Genomic DNA, 22754 nt, shown 5'->3' with positions numbered 1-22754 from the left:
CGAAACTTTTATCGTTTTATAGACCCGATACAACAAAATTTCTTCGCGTAGTCCGTCTGGTTAATGCTTGGCTCTATGCGATAGCTGGAGCAGTACATGGCACATCTTCAACAAAAATTAGAGCTCGCTTTAGTTAACTTAGACAAGTTAACCCTTCGCTCAACCCTCGATGAATACCACTTTGCCGACGTTGGCCAAGCCTTGGCCGAGTTTGAACCTAAAGAAGCCTTACCGCTTATTTCGATGTTTTCACTAGGTGATCGCGCCAAAGTTTTCTCGTATTTGCCTCCCTATCTGCAAGCCGACGTAGCGGGATTAATGAAGCGCCATAAACTGGCCGCGTTGTTTTCTCGCATGGAGGCTGATGAGCGCGCCGATTTATACAACGACTTAGACGAAGAGCAACGCGCCATGGTTTTGCCTGGCTTAGCTCAAGCCGAGCGCGAAGATTTACGTAAGCTTTCTAGCTACGCCGAAGGAACCGCGGGGTCAATCATGACCTCTGACTATGCCACTCTAAAAGAACACTGGCTGGTTAGCCGCGCGTTAAAGCAGTTGCGACTCGAAGCGCCCGATAAAGAAACTATTTACCAAACTTATGTGATTGACCGCGAACGTCGACTACTCGGTACCGTGTCTTTGCGTGAATTGATTCTGGCCTCTCCCGATATTCAAGTGCGCGAGTTAATGCGTACCGAAGTGGTATCGGTCACCGTAGAAGAAAGCCAAGAGCATGTGAGTAAACAAATTCGCCATTACGATCTATTGGCCCTGCCAGTGGTGGATGAACAGCAAAAGCTGGTTGGCATTGTTACTTACGATGACGCGATGGATGCGGCGGTTGAAGAAGCCACCGAAGATGCCCAAAAAAGTGCCTCAGTAGGTAAGCTCGACGAAACAGTAGACCGAGTGAGCATTTGGGAGCTCTACCGTAAACGGGTAATGTGGCTGGTACTGCTAGTGTTTGGCGCGATGTTCTCCGGCGCAGGAATTGCTCATTTTGAAGAAACGATTTCGGCCAACGTTGCCTTGGTGTTTTTCTTACCTTTATTGATTGGAAGTGGCGGTAATGCAGGCTCACAAGCAGCAGCCTTAATGGTACGGGCACTGGCCACTGGCGAAGTAGACAAAAATGACTGGTCTAAATTGTTTAGCCGTGAACTATTGGTGGGGCTAGCACTTGGCTTAACTATGGCGGCTGCAGTTTATAGCGTAGGGGTATTTCGTGGTGGCCCAGACGTAGCAATGATTGTATCCATGTCGATGGTAATCATTGTATTAGTGGGATCTCTGGTGGGCTTAAGCTTACCGTTTTTGCTGAATAAGATGAAACTCGACCCTGCAACGGCCTCTGGCCCACTGGTAGCGACAATTGCCGACGTATCAGGGGTGTTAGTTTATTTTGGCTTGGCCAGCGCCATACTCGGCTTGTAACGCGACACGCAGCCACAAAAAAGCGAGCCATAATATGCTCGCTTTTTGCTTTCAATCATTTAGGTTTAGTCTTTGCTTTTTTCGTTACTGCTTGCCGGGCGAATTAAGCTCACCCCTTCACGAATAATCATTAAACCCACACCTACCAGCTTAACGCATACGTATAAAAATACGATCAGCACTATTACCTTGATAAAGGTTTGAAAAATCTCAAAAAACTCTTCGCTAACTTGGGTATTTATGGCATCAGTATCGGCCATTAACCAGTTAAAAAAGTGCTGCATGAAGGGCGCATCATGCGGCAAGGTAATTAAACTCACTGTTTGTGGTAGCACATAGGCTATCACTGCGATTCCTACCACTATTAGCGCAATGCCAATAAGTAATCTTGAGCGGTTTAGCGCCGTGTTCATATACATCCTTGAATGGTTATTAATAGTTCTGTTGTTAGTAGCATTACCTGAGTAACTAAAGAGATCAAGTAAACTTAGTTTTCCTGCTCTATACCAAAGGCTTGTTGCTGCTCTTCTAGTTGCTCTTGCAGGTCAAACCAGCTTAGTTCAGTTTCTTCTAGTTCGCTCTTAAGTTCTGCTTGTTGTTGTAAACACTTTTGCAGTTGTGCTTTGTTATCGGCTTCATACAGTTCTGGTTCAGCCATTTTTTGTTCTACTTCGTCTAAACGTTGCTGGGCTTTAGCGCTGCTTTTTTCAAGGCTTTCTAATTGCTTACGAATGCCTTTTGTTTGCTGGCGAAATTCGGCTTCGCGACGTTTTTGTTCTTTACGTTGATTCACCGGGTTTGCGCCAGTAGCGCTACTTTCTGTACCGTTGCTGTTTATCTGTCGGTTGGCTTGGCTTAGCCATTGTTGGTAATCGTCTAAGTCACCCTCAAAAGGCGAGACTCGCTGGCTGTCTACCAAGTAAAATTCATCAGTTGTGGCGCGCAGTAATGCTCGGTCGTGCGATACAATAATCATTGCACCGGTAAACTCTTGCAACGCCAAAGTGAGTGCGTGACGCATTTCTAAATCTAAGTGGTTGGTAGGTTCATCAAGTAGCAACAAGTTAGGCTTTTGCCAAACTACTAAGGCCAATACCAAACGGGCTTTTTCGCCACCACTAAACGGCGCTACCTTCTCTAGAGCTTGATCGCCTTGGAAACCAAAACTGCCTAAGTATTTGCGTAATTCGGCCTCGGTAGTATTAGGGGCCAAGCGTTGCAAATGCTGCATCGGCGTATCGTCTGGGCGTAGGGTTTCTAATTGGTGTTGGGCAAAGTAACCCACTTTAGCCATTTTGTTTATTTCTACATTGCCGGCCAGCGCTTTTAGCTCACCAGAAAGCAGTTTAATAAAAGTAGATTTACCCGCGCCGTTGCGGCCTAACAAACCAATACGGCTGCCAGGCACCAAGTTAAACTTAACTTGTTCAAGAATGGTTTTATCTTCATAACCGGCGCTCACTTTTTCCATGGTAAGCAAGGGTAGGGGCAGGTTGTCTGGCTCTCTAAACTGAAAGCTAAACTGCGAATCTACGTGGGCTTGGCTAATCACTTCCATTTTTTCAAGCGCTTTTAAGCGGCTTTGTGCTTGCTTGGCTTTACTGGCCTTGTAACGAAAACGGTCTACAAAACCTTGCATATGCGCACGCTCGCGCTGTTGCTTCTCGTACATGGCTTGTTGCTGAGCCAAGTGCATGGCGCGCATCTGCTCAAAGTCTGAGTAGCCACCGGTGTACTCATTCAGCTTTTGATGCTCAATATGCACAATGCGATTAATAATGTTGTCCAGAAAATCACGATCGTGAGAAATCAGAATTAGCGTGCCGGGGTAGCGCTTAAGCCACTGTTCTAGCCACACCACGGTGTCTAAATCCAAGTGGTTGGTTGGTTCATCCAATAGCAATAGATCGGAGCGAACCAATAGCGCTTGGGCTAGGTTTAAGCGCATTCGCCAACCACCCGAAAAGTCACTTACGCTTTGCTGTTGGCCTGCTTCACTAAAGCCCAAACCCGCCAGTAACTCAGCGGCTTTGGTTTTAATTTGGTAACCACCTATGGTGTCCATTTTGGTATGCAAGGTGGCAATGAGCTCGCCTTTTTCAGCTTCTTCTGCGGCAGTAATATCGCGCTCTAGTTGGCGAAACTCTTGGTCGCCGTCAATCACGTAATCAATGGCTTTGCGTTTAAGCTCAGGCGTTTCTTGGGCAACGCTGGAAATTTCCCACTTGCTTGGCACGCTTAAGTTGCCTGCATCCACTTGCAGTTGGTTTTTTAACAAAGCAAATAGCGATGATTTACCGCAACCATTTTGTCCCACTAAACCCACTTTTTGGCCGGGGTGAATGGTGAGGTTTGATTCTTCTAAAAGAAACTTGGTGCCGCGTTGCAGGCTAATATTGTTGGCTACGATCATGGTTGTTGCTATGTGCTACTAAAAGTGTGCAATAATGCCGCTATGATACCCGATGCGGCTAATGTCGCATAGCAACATGGCAGTGCAAACTAGAGTTAACTATGGCAAAACATCGTTTTATTGCGGGCGCAGTATGCCCAGAGTGTGAAGAGCAAGATTCTATTCGTTTAATCGTTGAGCAAGTGAACGGTGAAGAGCACGAGCACATTGAGTGCGTAAGCTGTAACTACCATGCCGAACGTCCCAAACAGCAAGAAGAAAAAACTGAACAAGACATTATTGGTTTGTTTAAGCCTTAGCTGAGCGATGCTTTGTTCGTTAAGTCTCGCTGGTAGAGGTAATTTACAACTGTTGCTATGTATTTAATCTGCTATTGGCGCCGTAGTCTCTTGTTATCAATCACTAAAATCCACTCTAATCTTTAGAAGGCTACCAGCCTTTTTGAGTTCACGCTCTAGACTAATAGAACCCTCGAGTTCTCTCTTCATTGCGGTTTGCGAATTCATTTCATAGGCAACTAAGTTTAAAACTTGGCAACCATTAATAAGGTCGCGGTCTGAAATAAGAAAGAGAAGCTGTGAAACTACTGAATACGCAGGAACGGCTTCTTTCTTTGCCAAAACCGTAGCAATTAGAACTCTTAACTCTTCCTGCATATCTTTGGTTGCGTTGAAGTTTGTTATTGCAGCCCTATTTTGCAGGAAGAAAGCCGAAATACTACCCAAGGATTCTCTGTAAGAAACTACAGGTTCTAGAACCAGTTTCAGTATGAACTGCCCTATGACAAAAACCGTCACACCTGCAATTATGGTTGTAAGCAATGTAACCTCCTTGTAATTTATAACGCTAAGCTAACCCGCACGAAACCTTGGCATGATATTTTGCAGAGCAAAAGTTCCAAGAGAGAAGTGTCGGGTTGGGTGCCTTGTTAGTCTAACGTTTACCAACGTTTACCAACGTTTACCAACGTTTACCAACGTTTCTTAGTTAAGATCTTATAGGTCGACATAGGCTCTTCAAATGTTGGCTCAACAACACTGTCTAGCTTGCACTGAATAATTTGCAATTGCTTTCTTATTACATCGTCCTCTTCCCAGGTGTCCCAGAAGATATCCTCATGCTGCTCCATTTTTTCTAGGTGTTTTTCGAACTCAGCTTCTGACATTTCGACCTTACCTTGGCGTTGCCAATACCTAGTAGCTAACTGGCGAGCTGAGCCAAAAATACTGTTTACAGTTTTATTAGTGTCTTTAAATATTTCTTCACTATCAGAGCCGTAAGTTGCCATAAATTTGTATTTCAGTGTTTCAAACCTTATGAATACCTCACGCTTCTTTTCATAGCGCTCAAAAACAATATGTCCTCGGTTAAGTAGTTCAGTCTCTTCTGGCTTTTCTCGTTCACCCACAACCCGACTTTCACCCTCTCTGGTAGAGGAGAATGGACTACGAATAAATGCAACTGCATCCTTGATTTCAAAAAAGGTGGCCAAGGTTTCTTCGGCAAGCTCTATTCTTCGCTTTCCTATAAATTCTCGTTTCCATGCGCCAATACCTGAGACAATAGCCCAGCATGCTGAAATAACAGCGATTGTCTTACCCAATAGGGTTATTACCTCTAACATTACTCTCCGAACTTTAATTGGCTGGCTAACATTTTATTAGTGTGACTTTGCAAGCTTGCTGAGCAAAGTGCGCAGCAACATTCGTAAGCCTAAGAAAAACCTAGTCTAATCATACCGTAATAGTTTTAGTGATAATAAGCTTAAACTCAATAAATCATCGGTGATGATTAGCCTTTCTCTCTATGGTTATCGCCGAGCCGGAGTCGTGGGAAGTGATAAAGCCGAGCAATGTTTAAGCGCAGCGAGTAGCGCTTGGAGAAGAGGTGAGAACTTTGCTTGTTAAAGCCCTACAGCTTCACCCTGAGTAGGCTTCAATCCACCCCTTTCAGGTGTCAGTTTTGACTCTGTTTACAATCCTTACATAAACAACTCAGCTCGAGTTGAGGGCTCAGTAAGTGGTAACCCACTTGTTGCGCGCGATTATCTATTTCGTCGATTAAATGCTGGGGAATGGTGATTTCTTCAACGCTTTGGCAATTTTGGCAGATTAAAAACTGCGAGACTTGATGATGACATTGCTCGTGAATATGCGAGCAAGCCACAAACTTGTTTTGAGATTCTAATCGATGAACCAATTGGTGTTGGGCAAGAAACTCAAGGATTCGATATACCGACATTGGCGGCATAGTTTGTTCGGCTTGCTGATTGTAAATATCCAGTATTTCGTAGGCCGACATTGGCTTTTGCTGTTGTAGCAATACCCGCAAAATTTGCTCCCGCTTCACGGTTAAACGCGCGCCGGAATCTTTGCAACGGTGAGTTGCACTATCTACGATACTTTGGTCACTCTGTCGGGTCATTGTCATCCAAAATTCTGGTTAAATGTGGCTAACTGGCGAAATCTAAACTCAGCAATAAACGAGGGTATACCTCATCTGATGTGGGCGAGCGATGCATTAAACCGTGCTCACTCTCTTCGTCCCAAGCTTGCCCTTTTAATAAGGCGACTGCAAACAATGGCAGGTCTTGTAATGGCGGTTGGCTGGGCTGCTCGGCTAAGCGGCTTTTGGGCAATACACTGTACTGCGTGCCTGCGCCTAGGTAACTCAGTAGCAAGCGGCATGGTACCTGATCACAGTGTAGTTTTGGACACATAGTTTGCTCTAGTTTGACCAAGCGCATACCAATTACGTCGAGTTCGAATAAGCAGCTAAACATATCGCACACTAGCACTAGGTCATCAATCATGGCTTGGCGGCCTGGACCTGGCGGTAGTTTTTCACTGATATAGTTTGCTACTTCGTTGGTATTGAGCCTGGCAGAAATGCCTCTAAAAGTACTTTGCTCATCTACCAAGCTGGCAGCGTATTCGGCTACTTGAGGATCAGGCTGGCGCTGCCACACTGCTAGCTCAGTTTGACTGCTATAGATCTCAGTGAGCGCTTGGGCGGTTGCGCCAGTATTAACTACTGGCGTGGTGGTTGGCATGTTCATTATCGGCTTCCTTGAGCAAATTGTGGCTGTAGTTTCACTGTTGAGGTGCGTGGCGATACCTGAGCAAAGGCGTTATGCGCATGTAAGCTTTCGAGATGCCTTACTTGAATCGCAATACTGGGATAAAGCGGTGTAAGTTGCTGGGTGAGGCGTCGGCTAATATCTTCTACAAACATTAAGTTCTCGCCGTTTAGTTCGGCAAAGGCTTGTTCGTCGGCGCGTTTTACGCTGGTTTGCACTGGAGTGGCGATAATAGCTTCTAGTTGTTCAATCAAGTTGACCAAGCCTAAAGCTTTAGAGTGCGCGGGTAATGGCAGTGATACTAAGGCCACACTGCGTTGGCTGTGTGGTGTGGCAAGGGTGCCATTTTGTTTAAGCCAGGCTGCGGCTTGTGAAGGGCTTAAGGTTTTATCTTCGCCAAAGTGCTGTAAAAACTGGTGGGCTAAACTTTCTCTGACAAGGGCGGCAGAGCAAGGGCAGGTTGAGGAATACTGCAGTTCGACCTGTAAGGCAACAGAAAGCGCTTGTCCTTGTATTAACTCGGCAGATAAGGTGATGGGGTAACGCTGCCAACCAGCAGGGCTATTGCTGACTAAGGCAGGGCGTTTTAACAGAAACTCAAACTGTAATTCTATTCTCGCAGCGGTAGATCGAACGTCTGAATGGCTGCTTAATACTTGCGCCAAACAGTGTTCTAGAGATTGGCGAGTGAGTGGTTGCTGAGCCAGTTCGTTAAGCAAAAAGTAAAGCCGCGACATATGAATTCCCCGCGCAGCTTGCTCGCCGCCAGGTAGATCGACGGCGATACTGGCACTGGCGTGGCTATGGGTTAAGCCTGCTGGCTCATCTAAATAAACCGGTACCGAAATATCATCCATACCCACCCAGCTAATTGAGGGCTGATGTGTGGTTAGCGATGAACTGGCTACATCGGGCAGTTGGGATCTCAACAATTTCTTCTCTTTACATTATAAGTTTATGAATGATACGTTATATCATATCATTTGTATTGGTGGCGATGAAGCTATGCATTTTTATTATCTCGGCTTGGCCGCGCGTTTGTGTTCGTTAGTGTTAGTGGCGGCGCTGCTCATCTTATTAACCTATGGAGCCGTTTAGGTCATGCAAGCGATTGTTGAGATGGATGCGCTGACTATTGGCCACCACGCTAATCAAGCCGTAGTGAATGACGTGCAAGCCTTTATCCCCAGCAATGGCATGCTGGCGCTGGTTGGCCCTAACGGTGCCGGAAAATCCACGTTATTAAAAACTATTTTAGGCGTGATTAAGCCCTTGAGCGGTGACTTGGTTTACCATATCAATCCTCGTCACGACATTGCCTACATGCCTCAGCTATGTAGCGTAGAACGTAGTTTCCCTATCAATCTCAAACAGTTTGTAAGTGCCGGTTTATGGGCAAAAACAGGTTGGTGGCGACCGATGCGACGTTACCAGCAAGAGGTGCAACAGGCACTGGCTCAGGTGGAGATCGAAAACTTAGCTTCCAAGATGTTAAGTGAACTATCGGGCGGGCAATTACAGCGAGCCTTGTTTGCGCGGATGTTATTACAACGCAGCAAATTATTGCTGCTTGATGAGCCTTTTAACGGCGTAGATGAGGCGACTGTATCGGTACTGCTTGATCAACTAAAACGTTGCCAAGAAAACGGCGCGACTATTGTTGCTGCAATACATGATTTGGAGTTAGTAAAACAGCACTTCGAGCATTGTTTGTTGTTTAAAGAAGGTGGGGTTGTGCAAGCTAGCAGTGATGAACTGCTTACTCCTCATTACTCTGCAGTGGCGAAGCCCTCGATAAGAGTTGTTGAGTTTGTTGGTCAAAACTTAAAGCGGGCGAACTAACATGCTTGATTTAATATCCTTACTGTTTGCCCCCTTTATTGATTACCAATTTATGCGCCGAGCGCTGGTGGGTTGCGCCACTTTATCGCTGGGAACCGCTCCCATTGGGGTGTTTTTAATGTTGCGGCGATTGAGTTTAACTGGCGACGCGATGGCTCACGCCATTTTGCCCGGGGTAGCCCTGGCTTATTTGTTGTGTGGTTTGTCGGTGGTAGCAATGACCATTGGAGGCTTAGTCGCGGGTTTACTGGTGGCGATGTTAGCCGGCGCTACAGCGCTTAAAACTAAAAGCAGTGAAGATAGCACCCTCGCGGCTTTTTATTTGGGTTCACTCGCTTTAGGCGTGTTACTCATCTCTGCCAAAGGCAGCAATATCGATCTCTTGCATGTTCTTTTTGGCACCGCCTTAGCGCTGGATGATACCGCGTTAACACTGCTATTGATTACCTGTGTTTGCAGCTTAGTGGTGTTTACTCTTATCTACCGACCACTGGTACTGGGAACGCTTGATAAAGACTATTTAGATAGCTTTGGTAGCAGCGGAAAAGTGGCTCATTTGGCCTTTATGTTTCTGGTTGTGGCCAACTTAGTGGCGGGTTTCCATGCGCTAGGAACGCTAATGGCTGTAGGCCTAATGATTTTGCCCGCTTGTATCGCCCGATTTTGGACCCGCAAGCTAGAGCCTATGTTGCTGTTGTCGATATTACTCAGCGTTGCTGCCTGTTGGGCCGGGCTGTTGTTGTCTTATTACTTTGGCTTTTCTACCAGCCCAAGCATTGTGCTGTTGCTCGCCGCTTGCTACCTCATTTCTGTGGTGTTTAGTCCACTCGATGGTTTACTCCGCAGTGGCAAACCAACTTCCTCTTTTAATCATAACAATAAGGATATGCTCTTATGATTCGCCGTTTTATTGTCAGCCTTGCACTCTCTCTCTATGTGCTTCTTCCAACGATTAGTTTGGCCGCCCCGGTAAAAGTAGTGACCAGTTTTAGTGTGCTAAAAGACTTGGTAAAGCAAGTAGGGGGAGAGCAAATAGAACTGACTAATCTTGTCGGGCCGAACGGAGATGCCCATGTTTATCAGCCCTCACCCGCAGACGCGCAAGCAGTGGCCCATGCTGATCTGTTAGTGATAAATGGTTTGGGTTTTGAAGGTTGGATGGAGCGCTTAGTTGAAGCTGCAGATTTTCAAGGCTTAACACTTGCCGCTACTAATGGCATTGATGTGATTCACCTTGAGGAGCATGAAGATGAATCCGAACACCATGAAGGTGAGGCTACACACCATGATGAGCACGAAGCACATCATGAAGACGAGGCTACTCACCATGATGAACACGAAACACATCACGAAGATGAAGCTGAACACCATGACGAGGGTAAAGACGATCATCACGCTCATCACCATGGCGAGTTTGACCCACATGCTTGGCATAGTGTGATAAATACGCGTACTTATGTTCACAATATACTCGCGGCGCTGGTAAAGGTGTCACCCGAAAACAGAGCCTACTTTGAAGAAAACGCCGCGCGTTACCTTAGTCAGCTTAAGCAGCTGCAAGCACGGTTAGCGGCCGAAATGGCTTCGGTTCCTGCAAACAAACGTAATGTGATTACCTCGCATGATGCCTTCGGCTACTTGGCTAAAGACTATGGTTTTCACTTTACTGCTCCACAGGGTATGAGTACCGAAGCAGAAGCGTCTGCTGCCGATGTGGTTAACATTATCAAACAAATTCGCCAGCAAAATATCCAAGCCGTATTTGTAGAAAATGTATCTAATCCGCGTTTAATCGAGCAAATAGCCCGCGAAACCGGCGTTAACATTGGCGGTGAGCTGTATTCCGATGCTTTAGCAAGCGAGGATCAAGCCGCAGGAACCTACATAGGAATGATGGAGCATAACATCTCCACTTTAGTGAATGCGCTTAGGTAGCGGTTTTAGCGAGTCCAAAGGTGCTTAAAACAAATAGAGCGCTGTGGTGGGTTGCCATGCTATGCATGGCGCCCTTATTGGTGAGCGCACACCCTCATTCATGGATTGATGTGCGAAGTTATGTGGACGGAAAAAACCAGCAAATTAACGGGATAAGCATGGTGTGGCAATTTGACCCTATGACCTCTGCTTATATGTTGGACGGCGAAGATCTAGACGGTGTTAATCGCCAGCCAACTTTAACCCGTATGGCTCAAGACTTAGTGAATAACATTAGCGATTTTGATTATTTTACCAAGGTTTATTGGAATCAGCAGCCAGTCGAGTTGGCCGGAGCTAGCATGCAACGGGTTACTATTGAAGGGCTCAAGGTAAGTTTTAGTTTTTACCTGTCGTTCAAAAAGCCTATTTCAATGCACGCTATTTCAATGGGACAGGGGACCTTAGATATCCGTGTTTTTGATCCCAGCTATTACATTGATATGTCTTGGCGCGATTCAAACGATCTTGCTCTCGCGATTGAGTTACAAGCGGCGTGTAGTCAAAAAATTATAGAGCCAAGCCCTAGTTCAGAACAAATGAGTTATGCCTTGGCGCTGCCTGCCGATGCTAGTCCTGATAACGCTTTAGGTAAATTATTTACTCAGCAGGGCGTGATTACCTGCGAATCACTGTAAGGATGTAAATGATGAGCCGTCACCATCGCTCTGTGCTGCTATTGGCCTGTCTATTGTTAGTTGTGGGCGGAAGCAGTATTTATCTGTGGTTGTCATTTCCTCAGCTGTGGATGCAATCTAAGCGCTGGCAAATGGAACTGAGTCGCTACATTAGTGAGCTGTTGAGCTTGGCATCGCAACATCCGACAAAGGCAATGTGGACAACTTTTTTAGCTAGCCTGAGCTATGGGGTTTTACACGCAGTTGGGCCGGGGCATGGCAAGGTGATTATGGCCAGTTACTTGAGTACTCATCCGGCGAAACTTAAGACCAGCCTTAAACTCTCTTTATCTGCGGCTATGCTGCAAGCGCTGGTGGCTATCACCTTGGTGAGTACCCTGCTATTTGTTATGGACAGCAGCATTAGCCAACTTAATATTCAGGCTGAACGGCTGGTTGAGTTGAGTTATATCGCGATGATATTACTGGGCCTAATTGTGGCTTGGAAGGGCATTAAACAATACCGAAGCTCGCAGAAAAAACTGAATCTGGTGAATATTGGGCCACGGCTTAAAGGCCAAGAGCTTAAGACCAATACTGTGCCTTTTACGTCACTGTTAAGCCCACACAAAAACGATTGTGAATGCGGGCATAGCCATGTAGCAAGTTCAGCGTCATTAACCGAGGCTAGCAACTTGAAAGACTATTTCGCTATTGTTGTCAGTATTGGTATGCGGCCATGCAGCGGGGCGCTAATGGCACTGATATTTGCAAAATCTTTAAATGTTTATTGGTTGGGAGTAGTCAGTGCGCTTTCAATGGGATTGGGCACGGCGATAGCGATCGGTTTGCTTGCTTGGCTATCATTATCGGGAGGAGGACTGGCTAAGCGTTATGTTTCCTTAACCGGCCAAAAATATCGCGTGCTGCGCTTAGGTGTAAAATTGGCTGCCGCAGGCTTAATTTGTTTAGTGGGGCTCGTTATGCTGAAAAGCCAGTCTTTGTTATTCTCACCGATATTGTGAAATAACCATGTGCAGTTTTTGGATACGGCTGGTGTTAGTTTATTGAGCTAAGGTTTTGCCCAAAATTGTCAGGCTATAATCTTGCTGATCCATTCTTGCCACATTTGGCAGCTGGCCCCAGTCTTGATAACCAAGCTTTTCAAACAAGGCAAGGCTAGGCACATTATGACTAAATATGAAGGCCAACAGGATTTCTATTCCCAGTTCTTGGGCAATGGGTTCAGCGGCAAGTAACAAGCGTTTGCCTAAGCCTTTACCGCGCTGGTCTTCAGCTAAATAGAGACTGATTTCGGCGCTATGTTGGTAAGCTGGGCGACCATAAAAATCACTAAAGCTTAACCAAGCAACCACTCCCCCGGCTTGTTCTATTACGTATAAAGGGCGCTTGGGATGTTGGTGCTGCTTAAACCATTGAAGACGTGAGGCTACTGTTTGTTCTTCGGTATCGGCTGTTACTTGGCGAGAGGCTACGATCGAGTTGTAGATCTCTACAATGCGAGGAAGGTCGGCTTCAAGCGCCAGGCGAAAGGCTACAGACATGTCAGTATTCCACTTAGTAATGCGGTGGCGGTGTTTCTTGCTCTTGAGGGGCGACGGCTGCGCTGCCATCGCCTTCAAACAATTTGGCGCGAATAAGCTTAAACTGATGTTGTAGCGTTTCTAGCTGATTTTGTTGATCTTGTAGGGCAAGGTTTAGCTGCTCGATGGTATCTTCTTGAAAGGCTATTTTGGTTTCAAGGCGTTCAATAACGCCGTCTAATTCTTGCTGATTCATACCGCTACTTCTTTAATTCCCAAACTTCTACTAAACCGCTCGAGCTGGCGCTCGCTAGCTGGTCATTATCGAGCATCGCCGCACTATACACAACCGCGCTTTTGGGGCGTGTTTTTTTGGTGGGGGTGACTAGCCAATGTTGCAGTGCTTGGCCACTTGCTACATGCCAAACGCTTAATTTTCTGGCGGCTGAGCCGGTAAGTAACCACTCGCCTTGATTAGCAAAGCTCACATATGAAAATATGTTTTGTCGAGCGGTAAGTTTTAACTGACTAACTTGCTCGCCGCTTGGAATGGCCCATATTCGGGCTAGCTTGCCGTTATCGGCAGTAAACGCGTATTTACCGTTAGACTCTAAAGCGACCGATGATACTCGCCCTTGATGCGGAAAACGCAAAATAACTTGGGCGGTTTGGGTATCCCAAAATAGAGCTTGGTAATCGTTACCGCCGGTGAGGGCGTAACGGCCATTAGCGGATAGCGCCACTGCGTTAATTTTTTCGCTGTGACCTAAAAACTCTAAGCGACGGCCAGAGAGTAGGTCGAGGTGGATGACTTTGCCATCGCCTAAGCCAATCAGAACTTGCTGACCATTGCTGGTTAAGGCAATGTCGCGAATGCTCGATTCACTGAGCTTCCAATAACCTAGCGCTCTGCCACTGGCGATATCCCACACCACAAAATCATCACGGCTGGCACTTATGGCATAACGGTTACCCTCGGCAATTTTAACCAAAAAGACTTGGTTGTTGGCTTGGTTTTGATGATCCCACTGAAATAGCTGACGTTGTTCTTTTACATCCCACAGGCTTAAACCATGGTGAATAGAAGAGACCAAACTGAGGCTGCCGTCAGACGAAAAATCGGCAGCATAAGATCCGTCAGTAGCTTGCTCCCAGCTGCGAACAGGAGGTGAGTCGTCGCTACAACTGGTTAATAGCAGAGTAAAGCTATAAATTACAAATAACTTAATAATTGTCATTTTTTTGCGTTTTTTTACGGAACTGTCACTAGGTTGTGTTGACTAATAGGGTTAGTATAAGGGCTTTGCGGGCTAAGTGTTTAATTATTCATAATGATCTTGCACGCTATGCCACAGATTTAATGCGACTTAATTGGAGATAAATGAATGAAAAAGTATTTTGCCGTGTCGGTTTTGGCCGCCTCGATTTTAGCCGTTACTGGCTGTCAGGAAGAGAAAGCTGAAGCTCCAGCGGTAGCTCAAGTAGCCTTAGAGAACGAAGGTCAACAGCAAGCCTATGCAATTGGTGCTTCTGTATCTCGTTACATTGCCACTACACTTGAGCAGCAAAAAGAATTGGGTCTTGAATTAGATAACGCATTAGTTCTTAAAGGCATGCAAGACGGTTTAAGTGGCGAAGTAGCCATGTCTGAAGAAGAAATTCAGCTAGCACTTAAAGCGCTAGACGAGAAACTTGCTGGATTGGTAGAAGCTAAAACGGCTGAAGATGCTGCTGCAGCTCAAGCTGAAAGCGCTAAGTATTTATCAGATAACGCTGCTCGCGAAGGCGTTTCAGTGACTGAATCTGGTCTGCAGTTTGAAGTATTAACTGACGCTGAAGGCGACAAGCCAAGCGCTGCTGATACAGTAACTGTTCACTACAAAGGTACCCTAACTGACGGAACTACTTTTGATAGCTCTTACGACCGTGGTGAGCCAGCAACGTTCCCACTAAACCGTGTGATTCCAGGTTGGACCGAAGGTGTTCAACTTATGTCTAAAGGCGCGAAGTACAAATTCTTCATCCCTTCAGAGCTAGGTTACGGTGAAAACGGCGCAGGTAGCATTCCACCTAACTCAATCTTAGTATTTGAAGTTGAGTTGATGGAAATTGAAAAAGCTGATGCAGCGGCAGAAACGCCAGCTAGCTAATCAATAGCTTGATCAAAAAAACGCAGCGCTTAGGTGCTGCGTTTTTGTTTATAGCAAAGTAATAAAAAAGGCCTCTTGTGAGGCCTTTTTTAAGTATTTATTCTGCAGCAGCGCTTTGTTGGCTGTGCTGGTATAAATGGTCGAGTAACTCGTCTTCTACTGCGAAGCGTTCTTCCATTTCTTGACCCAACTGAGATAAGTCTCTGTCGAAGCTGTTGAGCTCGATGTCTTCACTCACTTCGGCGTACTTGTCGTTAAAGGCCAGCGCGGTGTCGGTGGTTTCGGTAATTTGCGGTAATAAGCTTTCGCCAGGTTTGGTATCACCATCGTTGGCGCATTCACTTACAATTTGCTCGTAGATTTCAAAATGACCTGTTGATGCGTAATCAACTAACTGTTGGCAAAATTGGGTAATCGCCGGCAGTGGCGGTAGCGAGCGTTCAGTGGTGTCGTAGGGCGGTAGACCTGCTAATTCACAGTAGGCAATTAACAATTGTTTTCTAGCGTCTAACCAAGCATCGATAACTTGGCTGGCGCCTCCCCATTTGGCTTGAGCTTGTTCAAGTTTGCTTAGCATTGCCCTTGCTCCTAAATCCCTAAAGAATATAACTATAACTAAATAAAATCGGGGCTTTCGTCAACCGATATTTAGTTTAAGTGAGGCGTGGCTAAACATTTGTCAGTCGTGAAAAGCTTGTTATGTAGTGTAAGCTTGGTCATTATTTGCCTATTGAGCAAGCTCGCGTTAGAGAAAGGATGAAGTGTGAGTAAACAATTTGGCTGGTGGTTTTTTACCTGCGGCAACCAGATATTAGTGATCCCTCAAGGTGAGTGTATTCCATACGGTGATGTTGAAGACCTGCCTTTACCCGAGTTAGATTTTACCCAAGTTGAACGCTTTGCCAGTTATAAAGGCGAGGCATGTTTGCGTTTGGAGTTGAGCGAAGCAATTGATTTGGGCATGGGTGAATGGATTGATTTACGCAGCAGTATGTCGGTACTCAGTGGCCCGCTCTTTAATTTGGTGGGAAAAGCGCAACAATTTGCCTTGTTTCTTAAAACCCACCGTTTTTGTGGCAGTTGCGGTGAAGCCCTAGAACGGGTGGACTGGGAGTTAGCCATGCAATGTGACCATTGCGGCTTTAGAGCGTACCCACGAATTTCGCCCAGCATAATTGTGCTAATTAGTGATGGCCGCAAAGTGCTGCTAGCAAACCATCGCCGCCATCAAAAGCAAGAGCAACCGATATACACGGCCATTGCTGGCTTTGTTGAAGCGGGAGAAACGCTTGAACAAACCGTGCATCGAGAAGTGCACGAAGAAACCGGTATTAGGGTTAAAAATGTGAGTTACTGGCGGAGCCAGCCTTGGGCGTTTCCCCATTCGATTATGGCCGCTTATTTTGCCGAATATGACACTGGTGAGGTGAATATTGACCGTCGCGAACTGGCCGATGCCCAGTGGTTTGATTACAGCGACCTGCCTCACCTTCCGCCAACTGGCACGATTGCCCGAGATATGATTAATCACTGGCTTGGACAAAAAACTAACGAATAATTATGGGGTCTTACATAAACTGCTCAGGCTTAGTTATAAGGCTTGAGTTGTTAAGGCAGCTAGTTACAATGCACTAGCTAAAATTTTAGATAATCGGGAAAGTTAATGTCGGAACTTAAAAACGATCGCTATTTGCGCGCACTGTTAAAGCAGCCTGTAGACGTAACACCAGTATGGATGATGCGCCAAGCGGGTCGCTATTTGCCTGAGTATCGAGCTGTACGCAAAGACGCAGGTGATTTTATGTCGGTGTGTCGTGATGCTGACTTGGCTTGTGAAGTAACCTTGCAGCCACTGCGTCGTTTTAAGCTTGACGCGGCTATTTTGTTTTCCGACATTCTCACTATTCCCGACGCTATGGGTTTAGGTTTGTATTTCTCTACCGGAGAAGGCCCAAAGTTTGAACGCCCAGTGACCAGCAGGGCACAAGTTGAAGCCTTAGGTGTGCCAGATCCAGAGCAAGAGCTGGGTTATGTAATGAATGCCGTTCGCACTATTAAGCGAGAGCTGAAAGGCGAAGTACCGCTGATTGGCTTTTCTGGTAGCCCTTGGACTTTGGCAACTTATATGGTTGAAGGCGGCACGACTAAGTCGTTTGCTGGTATTAAAAAAATGGCCTTTAGCGAGCCGCAAACTCTGCACTTGTTACTCGATAAACTAGCTGAATCAGTCATCTTGTATTTAAACGCGCAAATCGCTGCTGGTGCTCAGTCAGTGATGATATTTGATACTTGGGGTGGGGTATTATCGCCACGCGATTACAACGAGTTCTCGTTACGTTACATGCACAAAATTGTTGATGGCTTAACCCGTAAAGCCGATGGCCAAACTGTGCCAGTGACTTTATTCACCAAAAACGGTGGTCAGTGGTTAGAGCAAATCGCTGCTACGGGTTGTGATGCAGTAGGCTTAGATTGGACCATTAATATTGCTGAAGCGAAAAAACGCATTGGCGACAAAGTGGCCTTGCAAGGCAACATGGATCCCTCAATGTTGTATGCGCCAGTAGATCGTATTCGTGAAGAAGTTGCCACTATTCTTGAAGGTTTTGGTGAAGGCAATGGCCACGTATTTAACTTAGGCCATGGCATTCACCCAGATGTAAACCCTGAGCATGCGGGCGCCTTTATTGACGCTGTTCATGAATTAAGCGCGCCTTATCACAAGTAGCGTTAATATCTACCTACTTCACATATAACAAAGTTAAATAACACGTATTAGCTATACGGCGTGTTATTTAACTGAATCACCCTCGCTATTGCCCTCAGCTTTGATATAGTAAAGTACTTAGAACTCTTTACGGATGAAGTTCATTTTTGGCCGTAACTGAGAGCTTTTTGTTATGAAATCCCCTTTGCAAATAGGCATAGTGTTTATTCTTGTGCTGATAATGGTTGTTACCTATAAGCTAAAAAGTGTAGGTGAACCTAACGTTCTTCCTTATCTTTCTTATCATACCCTCAATGGTAAAACAGAAGTGCTTGCGCAACAGCTAGTCATCCCGCAGACTGAGCGCACTAGATAATCGAATTTTCTATTTATCGCTATGATGTTTCTTAGTTTTTTACTTATTGGTGCCGCGGCAGGTTTAATGTCGGGGTTATTTGGTATTGGTGGCGGTTTAGTCATTGTGCCGGTGCTAATTGGTAGCTTTGGAGCCATGGGTTTTGCCAGTGAATCGGCGATTCACTTAGCCATTGGCACGTCATTAGCCTCGATTATTATCACAGCTAGTAGCGCCAGCTACGCCCATTATTGTCGTGGCTCAATTGATTGGAATATTGTGAAACGCTTGGGTGGCGGGATAGTGTTTGGATCGATGTTTGGCGCTTGGGTGGCTACCCGCTTACATGCCGATCACTTAACTAACTATTTTGCTGGTTTCTTACTGGTTATGGCGCTGTATATGGCGTTTGGTAGAACGCCTAAGGCTCAACGCAGTTTACCTGGGCCTGCAGGCACCAGTTTATTAGGTGCTATTGTGGGCTGTATCTCTGCTATGTTTGGCATTGGCGGCGGTACCATTACTTTTCCTAGTTTGAGTTGGTATGGCGTATCAGCTCCCAAAGCTGTTGCTATTTCGGCAGTATGTGGCTTACCGATTGCGTTAGTGGGCACTGTTGCATACATCTATAATGGTTGGCATGAAGCCGACTTACCGGCCTGGAGTTTGGGTTATGTTTATTTGCCTGCATGGTTAGGCATTGTGCTTACCAGCTCCATATTTGCCCGTTTAGGTAGTCGCTTGGCTTATCGTTTGCCCGCCAAACGGCTTAAGCAAGCTTTTGCCTTGCTGCTATTAGTAATGGCCATTAAGTTATTGATTGAGTAGGAGAGGTTTGATGAAAAAGTTTTTATTCTCGGCAGTTCTGATTGCTTGGTTTTCTAGTACTGCTGCATTTGCTGCTGCCCCTGTTTCAGAGAAGCAATTAGGCGAAGTGCTGGTGGAATCGCGTAATCAGCTTTACCAAGCAGAACCTGGCCAAGCCAATGATTATTCACGCTTAGTGGCATTTGGCTTAGATACTCGCTACGGGGTATTTGTGCGTAGCTGGTTGTATTTTGAGCTGCAAATGGTCACCCAACAAATAAGTTTGCAACCAGATAATGAATTAGCTAAAAGCCGTCAGAGCATTCTGTTTAACCTGCGTCGCCAAATTGATTTAGAATAGGCAAAATTTTTTAACGAGGAGTAACAATGTCTCTGTCATTGTTGTTAGCCATTGTGATTTTAGTTGGCGACATATTCGCCATAGTGAAGATTTTAAACAGCAGTGCGGAAATTGGCCGTAAATATCTTTGGATATTCTTAATCTGCTTACTGCCACTAGCTGGCATTGTATTATGGCTATTTAAAGGGCCCAAAAACTAGGGCTCTTTTAGTTGTTTAAGTAAGGCCTGCATTTTTTGGTTATTGTGCTGCAGCACCATTAACTCTGAACGAAACAGTGCGGGCAGTTCGACCACGGTGATGGCGATTAATATCGCTAAACCCCATTGCCAAACGCCACCTAGCATTAACAGTAGAGCCACCAGTGAAATGCCTAGATTGAGCAAACCTCGTAGCCACTTAGCTAGATAAAAATGGTGTAATCCCGCGAGCATCAAATAGTTAAGCACAGCGTAGCTATCTGGGTCTTTTACTTGTTTTTGCCAAGCATGATGAAACTGCTTACGTTGCTCATCAGGCAGCTCTCTCACCGATAAACGCAGCTGTTCTTGCTGCTGTTCTAATTGCTCGCGGTTTAACATGGTTTAACGCCCCAGAGTCACAATTACCGTTTCGCGACTCCAAAATAACCAGAAGCGACGATTTTCAATCACCTGAAATACCAGCTGCCAACCATCGCTAGCTTCTTTGTTCAAGCTTGCCTCTACTTTTTGCAAAGGCATGCCTGATGCACCTAGAAACAAGGTGCCTAAAGCCCCTTCGGTAATTGCGATTACTTTGTATTCTTTGTAAGCCATGTTGCTCTCATTCTCTAATAACAGTTGTTCGACTATAAGCTATGCTTAAAAGCAAAACCATCATTAAGCGCAATTCAAAAGCTATGCTACTTTTAAATACATAGCGGTGGTTTTTGTAATCAAATAGTCTTTAGAGACAAAAGCTTATTGCTTGTTACAGGCTTAATACAGAGCGTTTGATGTTTATGTGAGCCAAACTTGCTATTTGCTAGTGAGTTTGTTGGTATGTTTAAGTTGATGGGTAAGCGTTAGGGAACAGCTATGAAAGTAACCATGCTTTACTATGATGAAGATAATCCACTGTTGTTACAGCAACAGGTACTGTCTGAGCTGAGTCAAAGTAGCAAAGGCCGGGTCATTATCCCTAATGAAGATAAACTAGGAAAAATCATCATTGCCATTTTAGATGGAGAGGTGAAAGTTCTTAACTCCTTAGGTGACCGCGCATTTGCCGCCTTTGATTTAGAAAAGCAAATCGCCTTTGAAGGCGACGCAGATTAATCTCTCAAGGCAGCGAATCGTTCGCTGCCTATTAATAACCTTTCGCAAAATCCACTTTATCTATCAAATCTTCTCCCTGTAAATAACGGCTTAAGTTGTCGGCAAACAATTGAATGATATCTGCTACCCGGCTAGGTGCCGAGATATGTGGCGTGATCATGCAGTTGGCTTGTTGCCATAAAGGATGGTCTTCTGGCAACGGCTCGGGGTTAGTGACATCAAGTATTGCCCGCGCTTTGGGCTTGGCTTCTAGAAACTGCAGTAAGGCTTGCTGATTTAATGTTGCCCCTCGGCCTACATTAAAAAACACCACATCGTCGGCTAAGCCCGCAAAAAAATCCTGGTCTAGCAAACCTTGAGTCGCTTTGGTATTGGGTAATACCGCCACCACGACCTTGGCAGTCGCGCAGAGTTGTTGCTGCTGGGAAAATGCTTGTACGTGGTCAAAGGCCGCTTTTGGCGAGCCGCTATGGCTTAATGCGACCGGTCGCATACCAAAGTGACGAGCTGTACCTGCGAGGTGTTGGCTGATATTGCCACTGCCAATACAGCAAAAGGTTTGCCCCTGTAAGCTATTGCTAGGCAGAGCCTGCCACAAGGCTTGCTGGTGCTGGCTCCGATAGGCAAGGTGCTGCTGAGTGTGCGCAAGTAGATAAGAAAACACATACTCGCTCATTAAAGGACCAAAGGTGCCTCGGCTATTTGTGAGTAGGTAATGCTTAGGCAAATCTTCGGCGAGTAGGGCATCTATTCCTGCAAAGGTAGAGTGAAGCCATGCTAGGTTTGGCATGCGGTTAAGCACTTGGGCTGCATCACTGGGCGTAGCCAATAATACTTGGCTTTGCAGAGCCGTATCTGACAGCTCAGAGACATGCGACGCGAGGTGCCAATCACATTGAGGAAATTGTGGCTGAAGGGCTGCGGCATATTGTTGAGCCTGCGGGTTGATAATAGTGATCTGCATGTTGCACCTTAGTTCTTCGCAAACAAGAGTTAATTTAGCTAAGCGATTACGCTGGTGTTAAGCTGCATAACCTATTAGCCTTTCGATTATCTTAATCGTTTTATTTAGCGCGGAGCAAACAATGCTTACCCCATGTGATATCGACCGTTTAGCGCAGTTGTCTGCCAAACAACAATCTTTATATTGCCTAGCGCTGTTGCAAAGAATGTCGCCAAATTATTTGTTGTTTTGTCAGGCGGTAGAGCTTGAGCATGATGCCGACTTTAAAAAACTATTGGCGCTGTTTTGGGAAAGTGCCATGTACCCTAAAACTCGCATTAACTTTTCCGCGCAGCGGGAACGTTTTGAAGACTTGATCCCAGAGCCTCAAGATTACGATATGTACGGGGTATATCCAGCTTTAGATTGTTGCGTAGTGACAGAGTGTTTGTTTAGTGCTTTGTTAGAATCTACTGGCCAAGAAGCAGAGCAAGCTAGCCAAACCTCTTTAGCCAGCGTTTTAAGTTTTTTGGAGTTGCAGTTTGGTGAGCAAAGCGAAGCTGAAATAATGCAGCAAGAATTAGTACAGCACGAAATGGCTTTTCAGAGTGCATTGTTGGATCTTGTTGACCAAGTAGATGGCGATAAAAACGCCATTCAAGCCTTGAAAGCGCTGGCAGTGAACCAAGGTGTCAGCAATTTAGGTATCTGCTTAGAAAGCAATTAGTTCGGAATAAACGTCAAATACTGGGTGTTTTTGTGACTGTTTACGCATAAATTGGTTAAAGCCCCGCCAAACAAGGCTCTAAAGCAGAAAAACTCTTTGCGCGGGGTTTTTTTTTCTCTTAAAGTGAAGCTGGATTATTTAAAACGAACATAAAGGATTTAGACATTATGAACAAAACTGAACTAATTGATGCTATTGCTGAAAAAGCTGACCTATCAAAAGCTCAAGCAAAACTAGCATTGGAAACAACTTTAGGTGCGGTAACTGGTGCGCTTAAAGAAGGCGACCAAGTTCAGCTAATCGGCTTTGGTACATTCAAAGTTAATCATCGTGCAGCCCGCACTGGTCGCAATCCTCAGACTGGTGCTGAGATCCAAATTGCAGCAGCCAATGTACCTGCCTTTGTAGCTGGTAAAGCATTAAAAGACGCTGTTAAATAGTTTCTTTAATTAGCCTCTGCTTGCAGAGGCTAATTTTTCCTCTTTTGTTTCCTTCAGATTGTTT

At 45.6% G+C, this 22754-nt stretch carries 30 protein-coding genes; 16 read left to right on the top strand and 14 right to left on the bottom strand.

Going from position 1 to position 22754, the window contains the following annotated elements:
• Nucleotides 1-96: 96 nt before the first annotated feature.
• A complete protein-coding gene (mgtE, locus tag Q4549_RS15930) occupies nt 97-1434 on the top strand; it encodes a magnesium transporter (protein WP_137673772.1) in 1338 nt (445 codons plus the stop codon).
• 65 nt (nt 1435-1499) lie between these two features.
• Here mgtE and Q4549_RS15925 read toward each other — a convergent pair whose 3' ends face one another.
• On the bottom strand, nt 1500-1847 hold the full coding sequence (locus tag Q4549_RS15925; RefSeq protein WP_303515929.1) for a hypothetical protein: 348 nt from the start codon (nt 1845-1847) through the stop codon (nt 1500-1502).
• A gap of 74 nt (nt 1848-1921) precedes the next feature.
• Complete coding sequence (locus Q4549_RS15920) at nt 1922-3847, bottom strand: ABC transporter ATP-binding protein (RefSeq protein ID WP_303553295.1); 1926 nt, start codon at nt 3845-3847, stop codon at nt 1922-1924.
• A gap of 101 nt (nt 3848-3948) precedes the next feature.
• On the opposite strand from Q4549_RS15920, the gene Q4549_RS15915 reads away from it, so the two are divergent.
• Nucleotides 3949-4146: a YheV family putative zinc ribbon protein gene (locus tag Q4549_RS15915; RefSeq protein WP_303553297.1), complete on the top strand. Its 198-nt coding sequence runs from the start codon at nt 3949-3951 to the stop codon at nt 4144-4146.
• 96 nt (nt 4147-4242) lie between these two features.
• On the opposite strand, the gene Q4549_RS15910 is transcribed toward Q4549_RS15915, so the two are convergent.
• From Q4549_RS15910 to folE2, 5 genes are all read right to left on the bottom strand, one after another.
• The gene (locus Q4549_RS15910; protein WP_303553298.1) at nt 4243-4668 is read right to left on the bottom strand and encodes a hypothetical protein; all 426 of its coding nucleotides are present in this window, start codon (nt 4666-4668) and stop codon (nt 4243-4245) included.
• A 149-nt stretch (nt 4669-4817) separates the two neighbouring features.
• The gene (locus tag Q4549_RS15905) at nt 4818-5471 is read right to left on the bottom strand and encodes a hypothetical protein (RefSeq protein ID WP_303553299.1); all 654 of its coding nucleotides are present in this window, start codon (nt 5469-5471) and stop codon (nt 4818-4820) included.
• A gap of 332 nt (nt 5472-5803) precedes the next feature.
• Nucleotides 5804-6271 carry a Fur family transcriptional regulator gene (locus Q4549_RS15900; protein ID WP_303515920.1) on the bottom strand — a complete coding sequence of 156 codons (468 nt, stop codon included), beginning with the start codon at nt 6269-6271 and terminating at the stop codon, nt 5804-5806.
• A gap of 28 nt (nt 6272-6299) precedes the next feature.
• Nucleotides 6300-6905: a DUF1826 domain-containing protein gene (locus Q4549_RS15895; RefSeq protein ID WP_303553300.1), complete on the bottom strand. Its 606-nt coding sequence runs from the start codon at nt 6903-6905 to the stop codon at nt 6300-6302.
• A complete protein-coding gene (folE2, locus tag Q4549_RS15890; protein ID WP_303553301.1) occupies nt 6905-7858 on the bottom strand; it encodes a GTP cyclohydrolase FolE2 in 954 nt (317 codons plus the stop codon). The genes Q4549_RS15895 and folE2 overlap by 1 nt, the downstream gene beginning before the upstream one ends.
• Before the next feature lie 169 nt (nt 7859-8027).
• Between folE2 and Q4549_RS15885 the strand changes: the two genes are divergently transcribed.
• Genes Q4549_RS15885 through Q4549_RS15865 form a run of 5 tightly spaced genes read left to right on the top strand, consistent with a single transcriptional unit; the run spans nt 8028 to nt 12384 of the window.
• Nucleotides 8028-8768: a metal ABC transporter ATP-binding protein gene (locus Q4549_RS15885; RefSeq protein WP_303553302.1), complete on the top strand. Its 741-nt coding sequence runs from the start codon at nt 8028-8030 to the stop codon at nt 8766-8768.
• 1 nt (nt 8769) lies between these two features.
• Nucleotides 8770-9666: a metal ABC transporter permease gene (locus Q4549_RS15880; protein WP_303553303.1), complete on the top strand. Its 897-nt coding sequence runs from the start codon at nt 8770-8772 to the stop codon at nt 9664-9666.
• A complete protein-coding gene (locus Q4549_RS15875) occupies nt 9663-10703 on the top strand; it encodes a metal ABC transporter solute-binding protein, Zn/Mn family (RefSeq protein ID WP_303553304.1) in 1041 nt (346 codons plus the stop codon). The genes Q4549_RS15880 and Q4549_RS15875 overlap by 4 nt, the downstream gene beginning before the upstream one ends.
• A gap of 20 nt (nt 10704-10723) precedes the next feature.
• Complete coding sequence (locus tag Q4549_RS15870) at nt 10724-11380, top strand: DUF1007 family protein (RefSeq protein ID WP_303553305.1); 657 nt, start codon at nt 10724-10726, stop codon at nt 11378-11380.
• A gap of 8 nt (nt 11381-11388) precedes the next feature.
• The gene (locus Q4549_RS15865) at nt 11389-12384 is read left to right on the top strand and encodes a nickel/cobalt transporter (RefSeq protein ID WP_303553306.1); all 996 of its coding nucleotides are present in this window, start codon (nt 11389-11391) and stop codon (nt 12382-12384) included.
• A 39-nt stretch (nt 12385-12423) separates the two neighbouring features.
• Here Q4549_RS15865 and Q4549_RS15860 read toward each other — a convergent pair whose 3' ends face one another.
• The 3 genes from Q4549_RS15860 to Q4549_RS15850 are packed head-to-tail and all read right to left on the bottom strand — an operon-like array spanning nt 12424 to nt 14141.
• Nucleotides 12424-12924 (bottom strand): GNAT family N-acetyltransferase, encoded by a 501-nt coding sequence (locus Q4549_RS15860; RefSeq protein ID WP_303553307.1) that lies wholly within the window; start codon nt 12922-12924, stop codon nt 12424-12426.
• Nucleotides 12925-12937: 13 nt separating this feature from the next.
• Nucleotides 12938-13159 (bottom strand): SlyX family protein, encoded by a 222-nt coding sequence (locus tag Q4549_RS15855; RefSeq protein ID WP_137673786.1) that lies wholly within the window; start codon nt 13157-13159, stop codon nt 12938-12940.
• 4 nt (nt 13160-13163) lie between these two features.
• Entirely contained in the window at nt 13164-14141 is a 978-nt protein-coding gene (locus Q4549_RS15850) for a WD40 repeat domain-containing protein (protein WP_303553308.1), read from the bottom strand.
• Between the two features lie 147 nt (nt 14142-14288).
• Here Q4549_RS15850 and fkpA point away from each other — a divergent pair, with 147 nt between their 5' ends.
• A complete protein-coding gene (fkpA, locus tag Q4549_RS15845) occupies nt 14289-15053 on the top strand; it encodes an FKBP-type peptidyl-prolyl cis-trans isomerase (RefSeq protein WP_137673788.1) in 765 nt (254 codons plus the stop codon).
• A gap of 97 nt (nt 15054-15150) precedes the next feature.
• On the opposite strand, the gene rsd is transcribed toward fkpA, so the two are convergent.
• Complete coding sequence (gene rsd, locus Q4549_RS15840) at nt 15151-15630, bottom strand: sigma D regulator (RefSeq protein ID WP_303553309.1); 480 nt, start codon at nt 15628-15630, stop codon at nt 15151-15153.
• A 186-nt stretch (nt 15631-15816) separates the two neighbouring features.
• Here rsd and nudC point away from each other — a divergent pair, with 186 nt between their 5' ends.
• The 5 genes from nudC to Q4549_RS15815 all read left to right on the top strand — a co-directional run bounded on the left by nudC (nt 15817) and on the right by Q4549_RS15815 (nt 19483).
• On the top strand, nt 15817-16611 hold the full coding sequence (gene nudC, locus Q4549_RS15835) for an NAD(+) diphosphatase (protein ID WP_137673790.1): 795 nt from the start codon (nt 15817-15819) through the stop codon (nt 16609-16611).
• Nucleotides 16612-16716: 105 nt separating this feature from the next.
• Nucleotides 16717-17781: a uroporphyrinogen decarboxylase gene (hemE, locus tag Q4549_RS15830; protein ID WP_303553310.1), complete on the top strand. Its 1065-nt coding sequence runs from the start codon at nt 16717-16719 to the stop codon at nt 17779-17781.
• A 376-nt stretch (nt 17782-18157) separates the two neighbouring features.
• On the top strand, nt 18158-18943 hold the full coding sequence (locus Q4549_RS15825; protein WP_303557214.1) for a sulfite exporter TauE/SafE family protein: 786 nt from the start codon (nt 18158-18160) through the stop codon (nt 18941-18943).
• 10 nt (nt 18944-18953) lie between these two features.
• The gene (locus Q4549_RS15820; RefSeq protein ID WP_303553311.1) at nt 18954-19283 is read left to right on the top strand and encodes a hypothetical protein; all 330 of its coding nucleotides are present in this window, start codon (nt 18954-18956) and stop codon (nt 19281-19283) included.
• A gap of 26 nt (nt 19284-19309) precedes the next feature.
• A complete protein-coding gene (locus tag Q4549_RS15815; protein WP_303515879.1) occupies nt 19310-19483 on the top strand; it encodes a PLDc N-terminal domain-containing protein in 174 nt (57 codons plus the stop codon).
• Here the strand turns inward: Q4549_RS15815 and Q4549_RS15810 are convergent.
• Entirely contained in the window at nt 19480-19863 is a 384-nt protein-coding gene (locus tag Q4549_RS15810; RefSeq protein ID WP_303553312.1) for a TM2 domain-containing protein, read from the bottom strand. The two genes, Q4549_RS15815 and Q4549_RS15810, sit on opposite strands and share 4 nt — an antisense overlap.
• Nucleotides 19864-19866: 3 nt before the next feature.
• Complete coding sequence (locus Q4549_RS15805; RefSeq protein WP_137673794.1) at nt 19867-20079, bottom strand: DUF4177 domain-containing protein; 213 nt, start codon at nt 20077-20079, stop codon at nt 19867-19869.
• Between the two features lie 261 nt (nt 20080-20340).
• Here Q4549_RS15805 and Q4549_RS15800 point away from each other — a divergent pair, with 261 nt between their 5' ends.
• Entirely contained in the window at nt 20341-20580 is a 240-nt protein-coding gene (locus Q4549_RS15800; protein ID WP_137673795.1) for a TIGR02922 family protein, read from the top strand.
• A gap of 31 nt (nt 20581-20611) precedes the next feature.
• Here the strand turns inward: Q4549_RS15800 and Q4549_RS15795 are convergent, their stop codons facing one another.
• On the bottom strand, nt 20612-21544 hold the full coding sequence (locus Q4549_RS15795) for a D-2-hydroxyacid dehydrogenase (RefSeq protein WP_303553313.1): 933 nt from the start codon (nt 21542-21544) through the stop codon (nt 20612-20614).
• 121 nt (nt 21545-21665) lie between these two features.
• Here Q4549_RS15795 and Q4549_RS15790 point away from each other — a divergent pair, with 121 nt between their 5' ends.
• Together Q4549_RS15790 and hupA are read left to right on the top strand one after the other, a co-directional pair.
• Nucleotides 21666-22250 carry a YjaG family protein gene (locus Q4549_RS15790; protein WP_303553314.1) on the top strand — a complete coding sequence of 195 codons (585 nt, stop codon included), beginning with the start codon at nt 21666-21668 and terminating at the stop codon, nt 22248-22250.
• A gap of 167 nt (nt 22251-22417) precedes the next feature.
• Nucleotides 22418-22690: a nucleoid-associated protein HU-alpha gene (gene hupA / locus Q4549_RS15785; RefSeq protein WP_137673798.1), complete on the top strand. Its 273-nt coding sequence runs from the start codon at nt 22418-22420 to the stop codon at nt 22688-22690.
• Nucleotides 22691-22754: the final 64 nt, after the last annotated feature.

This window comes from Agarivorans sp. 2_MG-2023 (assembly GCF_030548085.1).
GTDB lineage: Bacteria > Pseudomonadota > Gammaproteobacteria > Enterobacterales > Celerinatantimonadaceae > Agarivorans.
This window is presented reverse-complemented; position numbering and strand designations above follow the sequence as displayed.

What these genes read in the sequence shown, in the direction of transcription:
- Q4549_RS15855 (WP_137673786.1), bottom strand. Translation starts at nt 13,159, where the DNA reads ATGAATCAGCAAGAATTAGACGGCGTTATTGAACGCCTTGAAACCAAA.
- Q4549_RS15795 (WP_303553313.1), bottom strand. Translation starts at nt 21,544, where the DNA reads ATGCAGATCACTATTATCAACCCGCAGGCTCAACAATATGCCGCAGCC.
- Q4549_RS15865 (WP_303553306.1), top strand. Translation starts at nt 11,389, where the DNA reads ATGATGAGCCGTCACCATCGCTCTGTGCTGCTATTGGCCTGTCTATTG.
- Q4549_RS15905 (WP_303553299.1), bottom strand. Translation starts at nt 5,471, where the DNA reads ATGTTAGAGGTAATAACCCTATTGGGTAAGACAATCGCTGTTATTTCA.
- Q4549_RS15885 (WP_303553302.1), top strand. Translation starts at nt 8,028, where the DNA reads ATGCAAGCGATTGTTGAGATGGATGCGCTGACTATTGGCCACCACGCT.
- Q4549_RS15810 (WP_303553312.1), bottom strand. Translation starts at nt 19,863, where the DNA reads ATGTTAAACCGCGAGCAATTAGAACAGCAGCAAGAACAGCTGCGTTTA.
- Q4549_RS15920 (WP_303553295.1), bottom strand. Translation starts at nt 3,847, where the DNA reads ATGATCGTAGCCAACAATATTAGCCTGCAACGCGGCACCAAGTTTCTT.
- Q4549_RS15875 (WP_303553304.1), top strand. Translation starts at nt 9,663, where the DNA reads ATGATTCGCCGTTTTATTGTCAGCCTTGCACTCTCTCTCTATGTGCTT.
- mgtE (WP_137673772.1), top strand. Translation starts at nt 97, where the DNA reads ATGGCACATCTTCAACAAAAATTAGAGCTCGCTTTAGTTAACTTAGAC.
- Q4549_RS15790 (WP_303553314.1), top strand. Translation starts at nt 21,666, where the DNA reads ATGCTTACCCCATGTGATATCGACCGTTTAGCGCAGTTGTCTGCCAAA.
- Q4549_RS15800 (WP_137673795.1), top strand. Translation starts at nt 20,341, where the DNA reads ATGAAAGTAACCATGCTTTACTATGATGAAGATAATCCACTGTTGTTA.
- hemE (WP_303553310.1), top strand. Translation starts at nt 16,717, where the DNA reads ATGTCGGAACTTAAAAACGATCGCTATTTGCGCGCACTGTTAAAGCAG.
- Q4549_RS15805 (WP_137673794.1), bottom strand. Translation starts at nt 20,079, where the DNA reads ATGGCTTACAAAGAATACAAAGTAATCGCAATTACCGAAGGGGCTTTA.
- Q4549_RS15915 (WP_303553297.1), top strand. Translation starts at nt 3,949, where the DNA reads ATGGCAAAACATCGTTTTATTGCGGGCGCAGTATGCCCAGAGTGTGAA.
- rsd (WP_303553309.1), bottom strand. Translation starts at nt 15,630, where the DNA reads ATGCTAAGCAAACTTGAACAAGCTCAAGCCAAATGGGGAGGCGCCAGC.
- fkpA (WP_137673788.1), top strand. Translation starts at nt 14,289, where the DNA reads ATGAAAAAGTATTTTGCCGTGTCGGTTTTGGCCGCCTCGATTTTAGCC.
- Q4549_RS15815 (WP_303515879.1), top strand. Translation starts at nt 19,310, where the DNA reads ATGTCTCTGTCATTGTTGTTAGCCATTGTGATTTTAGTTGGCGACATA.
- Q4549_RS15820 (WP_303553311.1), top strand. Translation starts at nt 18,954, where the DNA reads ATGAAAAAGTTTTTATTCTCGGCAGTTCTGATTGCTTGGTTTTCTAGT.
- Q4549_RS15825 (WP_303557214.1), top strand. Translation starts at nt 18,158, where the DNA reads ATGATGTTTCTTAGTTTTTTACTTATTGGTGCCGCGGCAGGTTTAATG.
- Q4549_RS15895 (WP_303553300.1), bottom strand. Translation starts at nt 6,905, where the DNA reads ATGAACATGCCAACCACCACGCCAGTAGTTAATACTGGCGCAACCGCC.
- Q4549_RS15860 (WP_303553307.1), bottom strand. Translation starts at nt 12,924, where the DNA reads ATGTCTGTAGCCTTTCGCCTGGCGCTTGAAGCCGACCTTCCTCGCATT.
- Q4549_RS15925 (WP_303515929.1), bottom strand. Translation starts at nt 1,847, where the DNA reads ATGAACACGGCGCTAAACCGCTCAAGATTACTTATTGGCATTGCGCTA.
- hupA (WP_137673798.1), top strand. Translation starts at nt 22,418, where the DNA reads ATGAACAAAACTGAACTAATTGATGCTATTGCTGAAAAAGCTGACCTA.
- Q4549_RS15850 (WP_303553308.1), bottom strand. Translation starts at nt 14,141, where the DNA reads ATGACAATTATTAAGTTATTTGTAATTTATAGCTTTACTCTGCTATTA.
- Q4549_RS15900 (WP_303515920.1), bottom strand. Translation starts at nt 6,271, where the DNA reads ATGACCCGACAGAGTGACCAAAGTATCGTAGATAGTGCAACTCACCGT.
- Q4549_RS15880 (WP_303553303.1), top strand. Translation starts at nt 8,770, where the DNA reads ATGCTTGATTTAATATCCTTACTGTTTGCCCCCTTTATTGATTACCAA.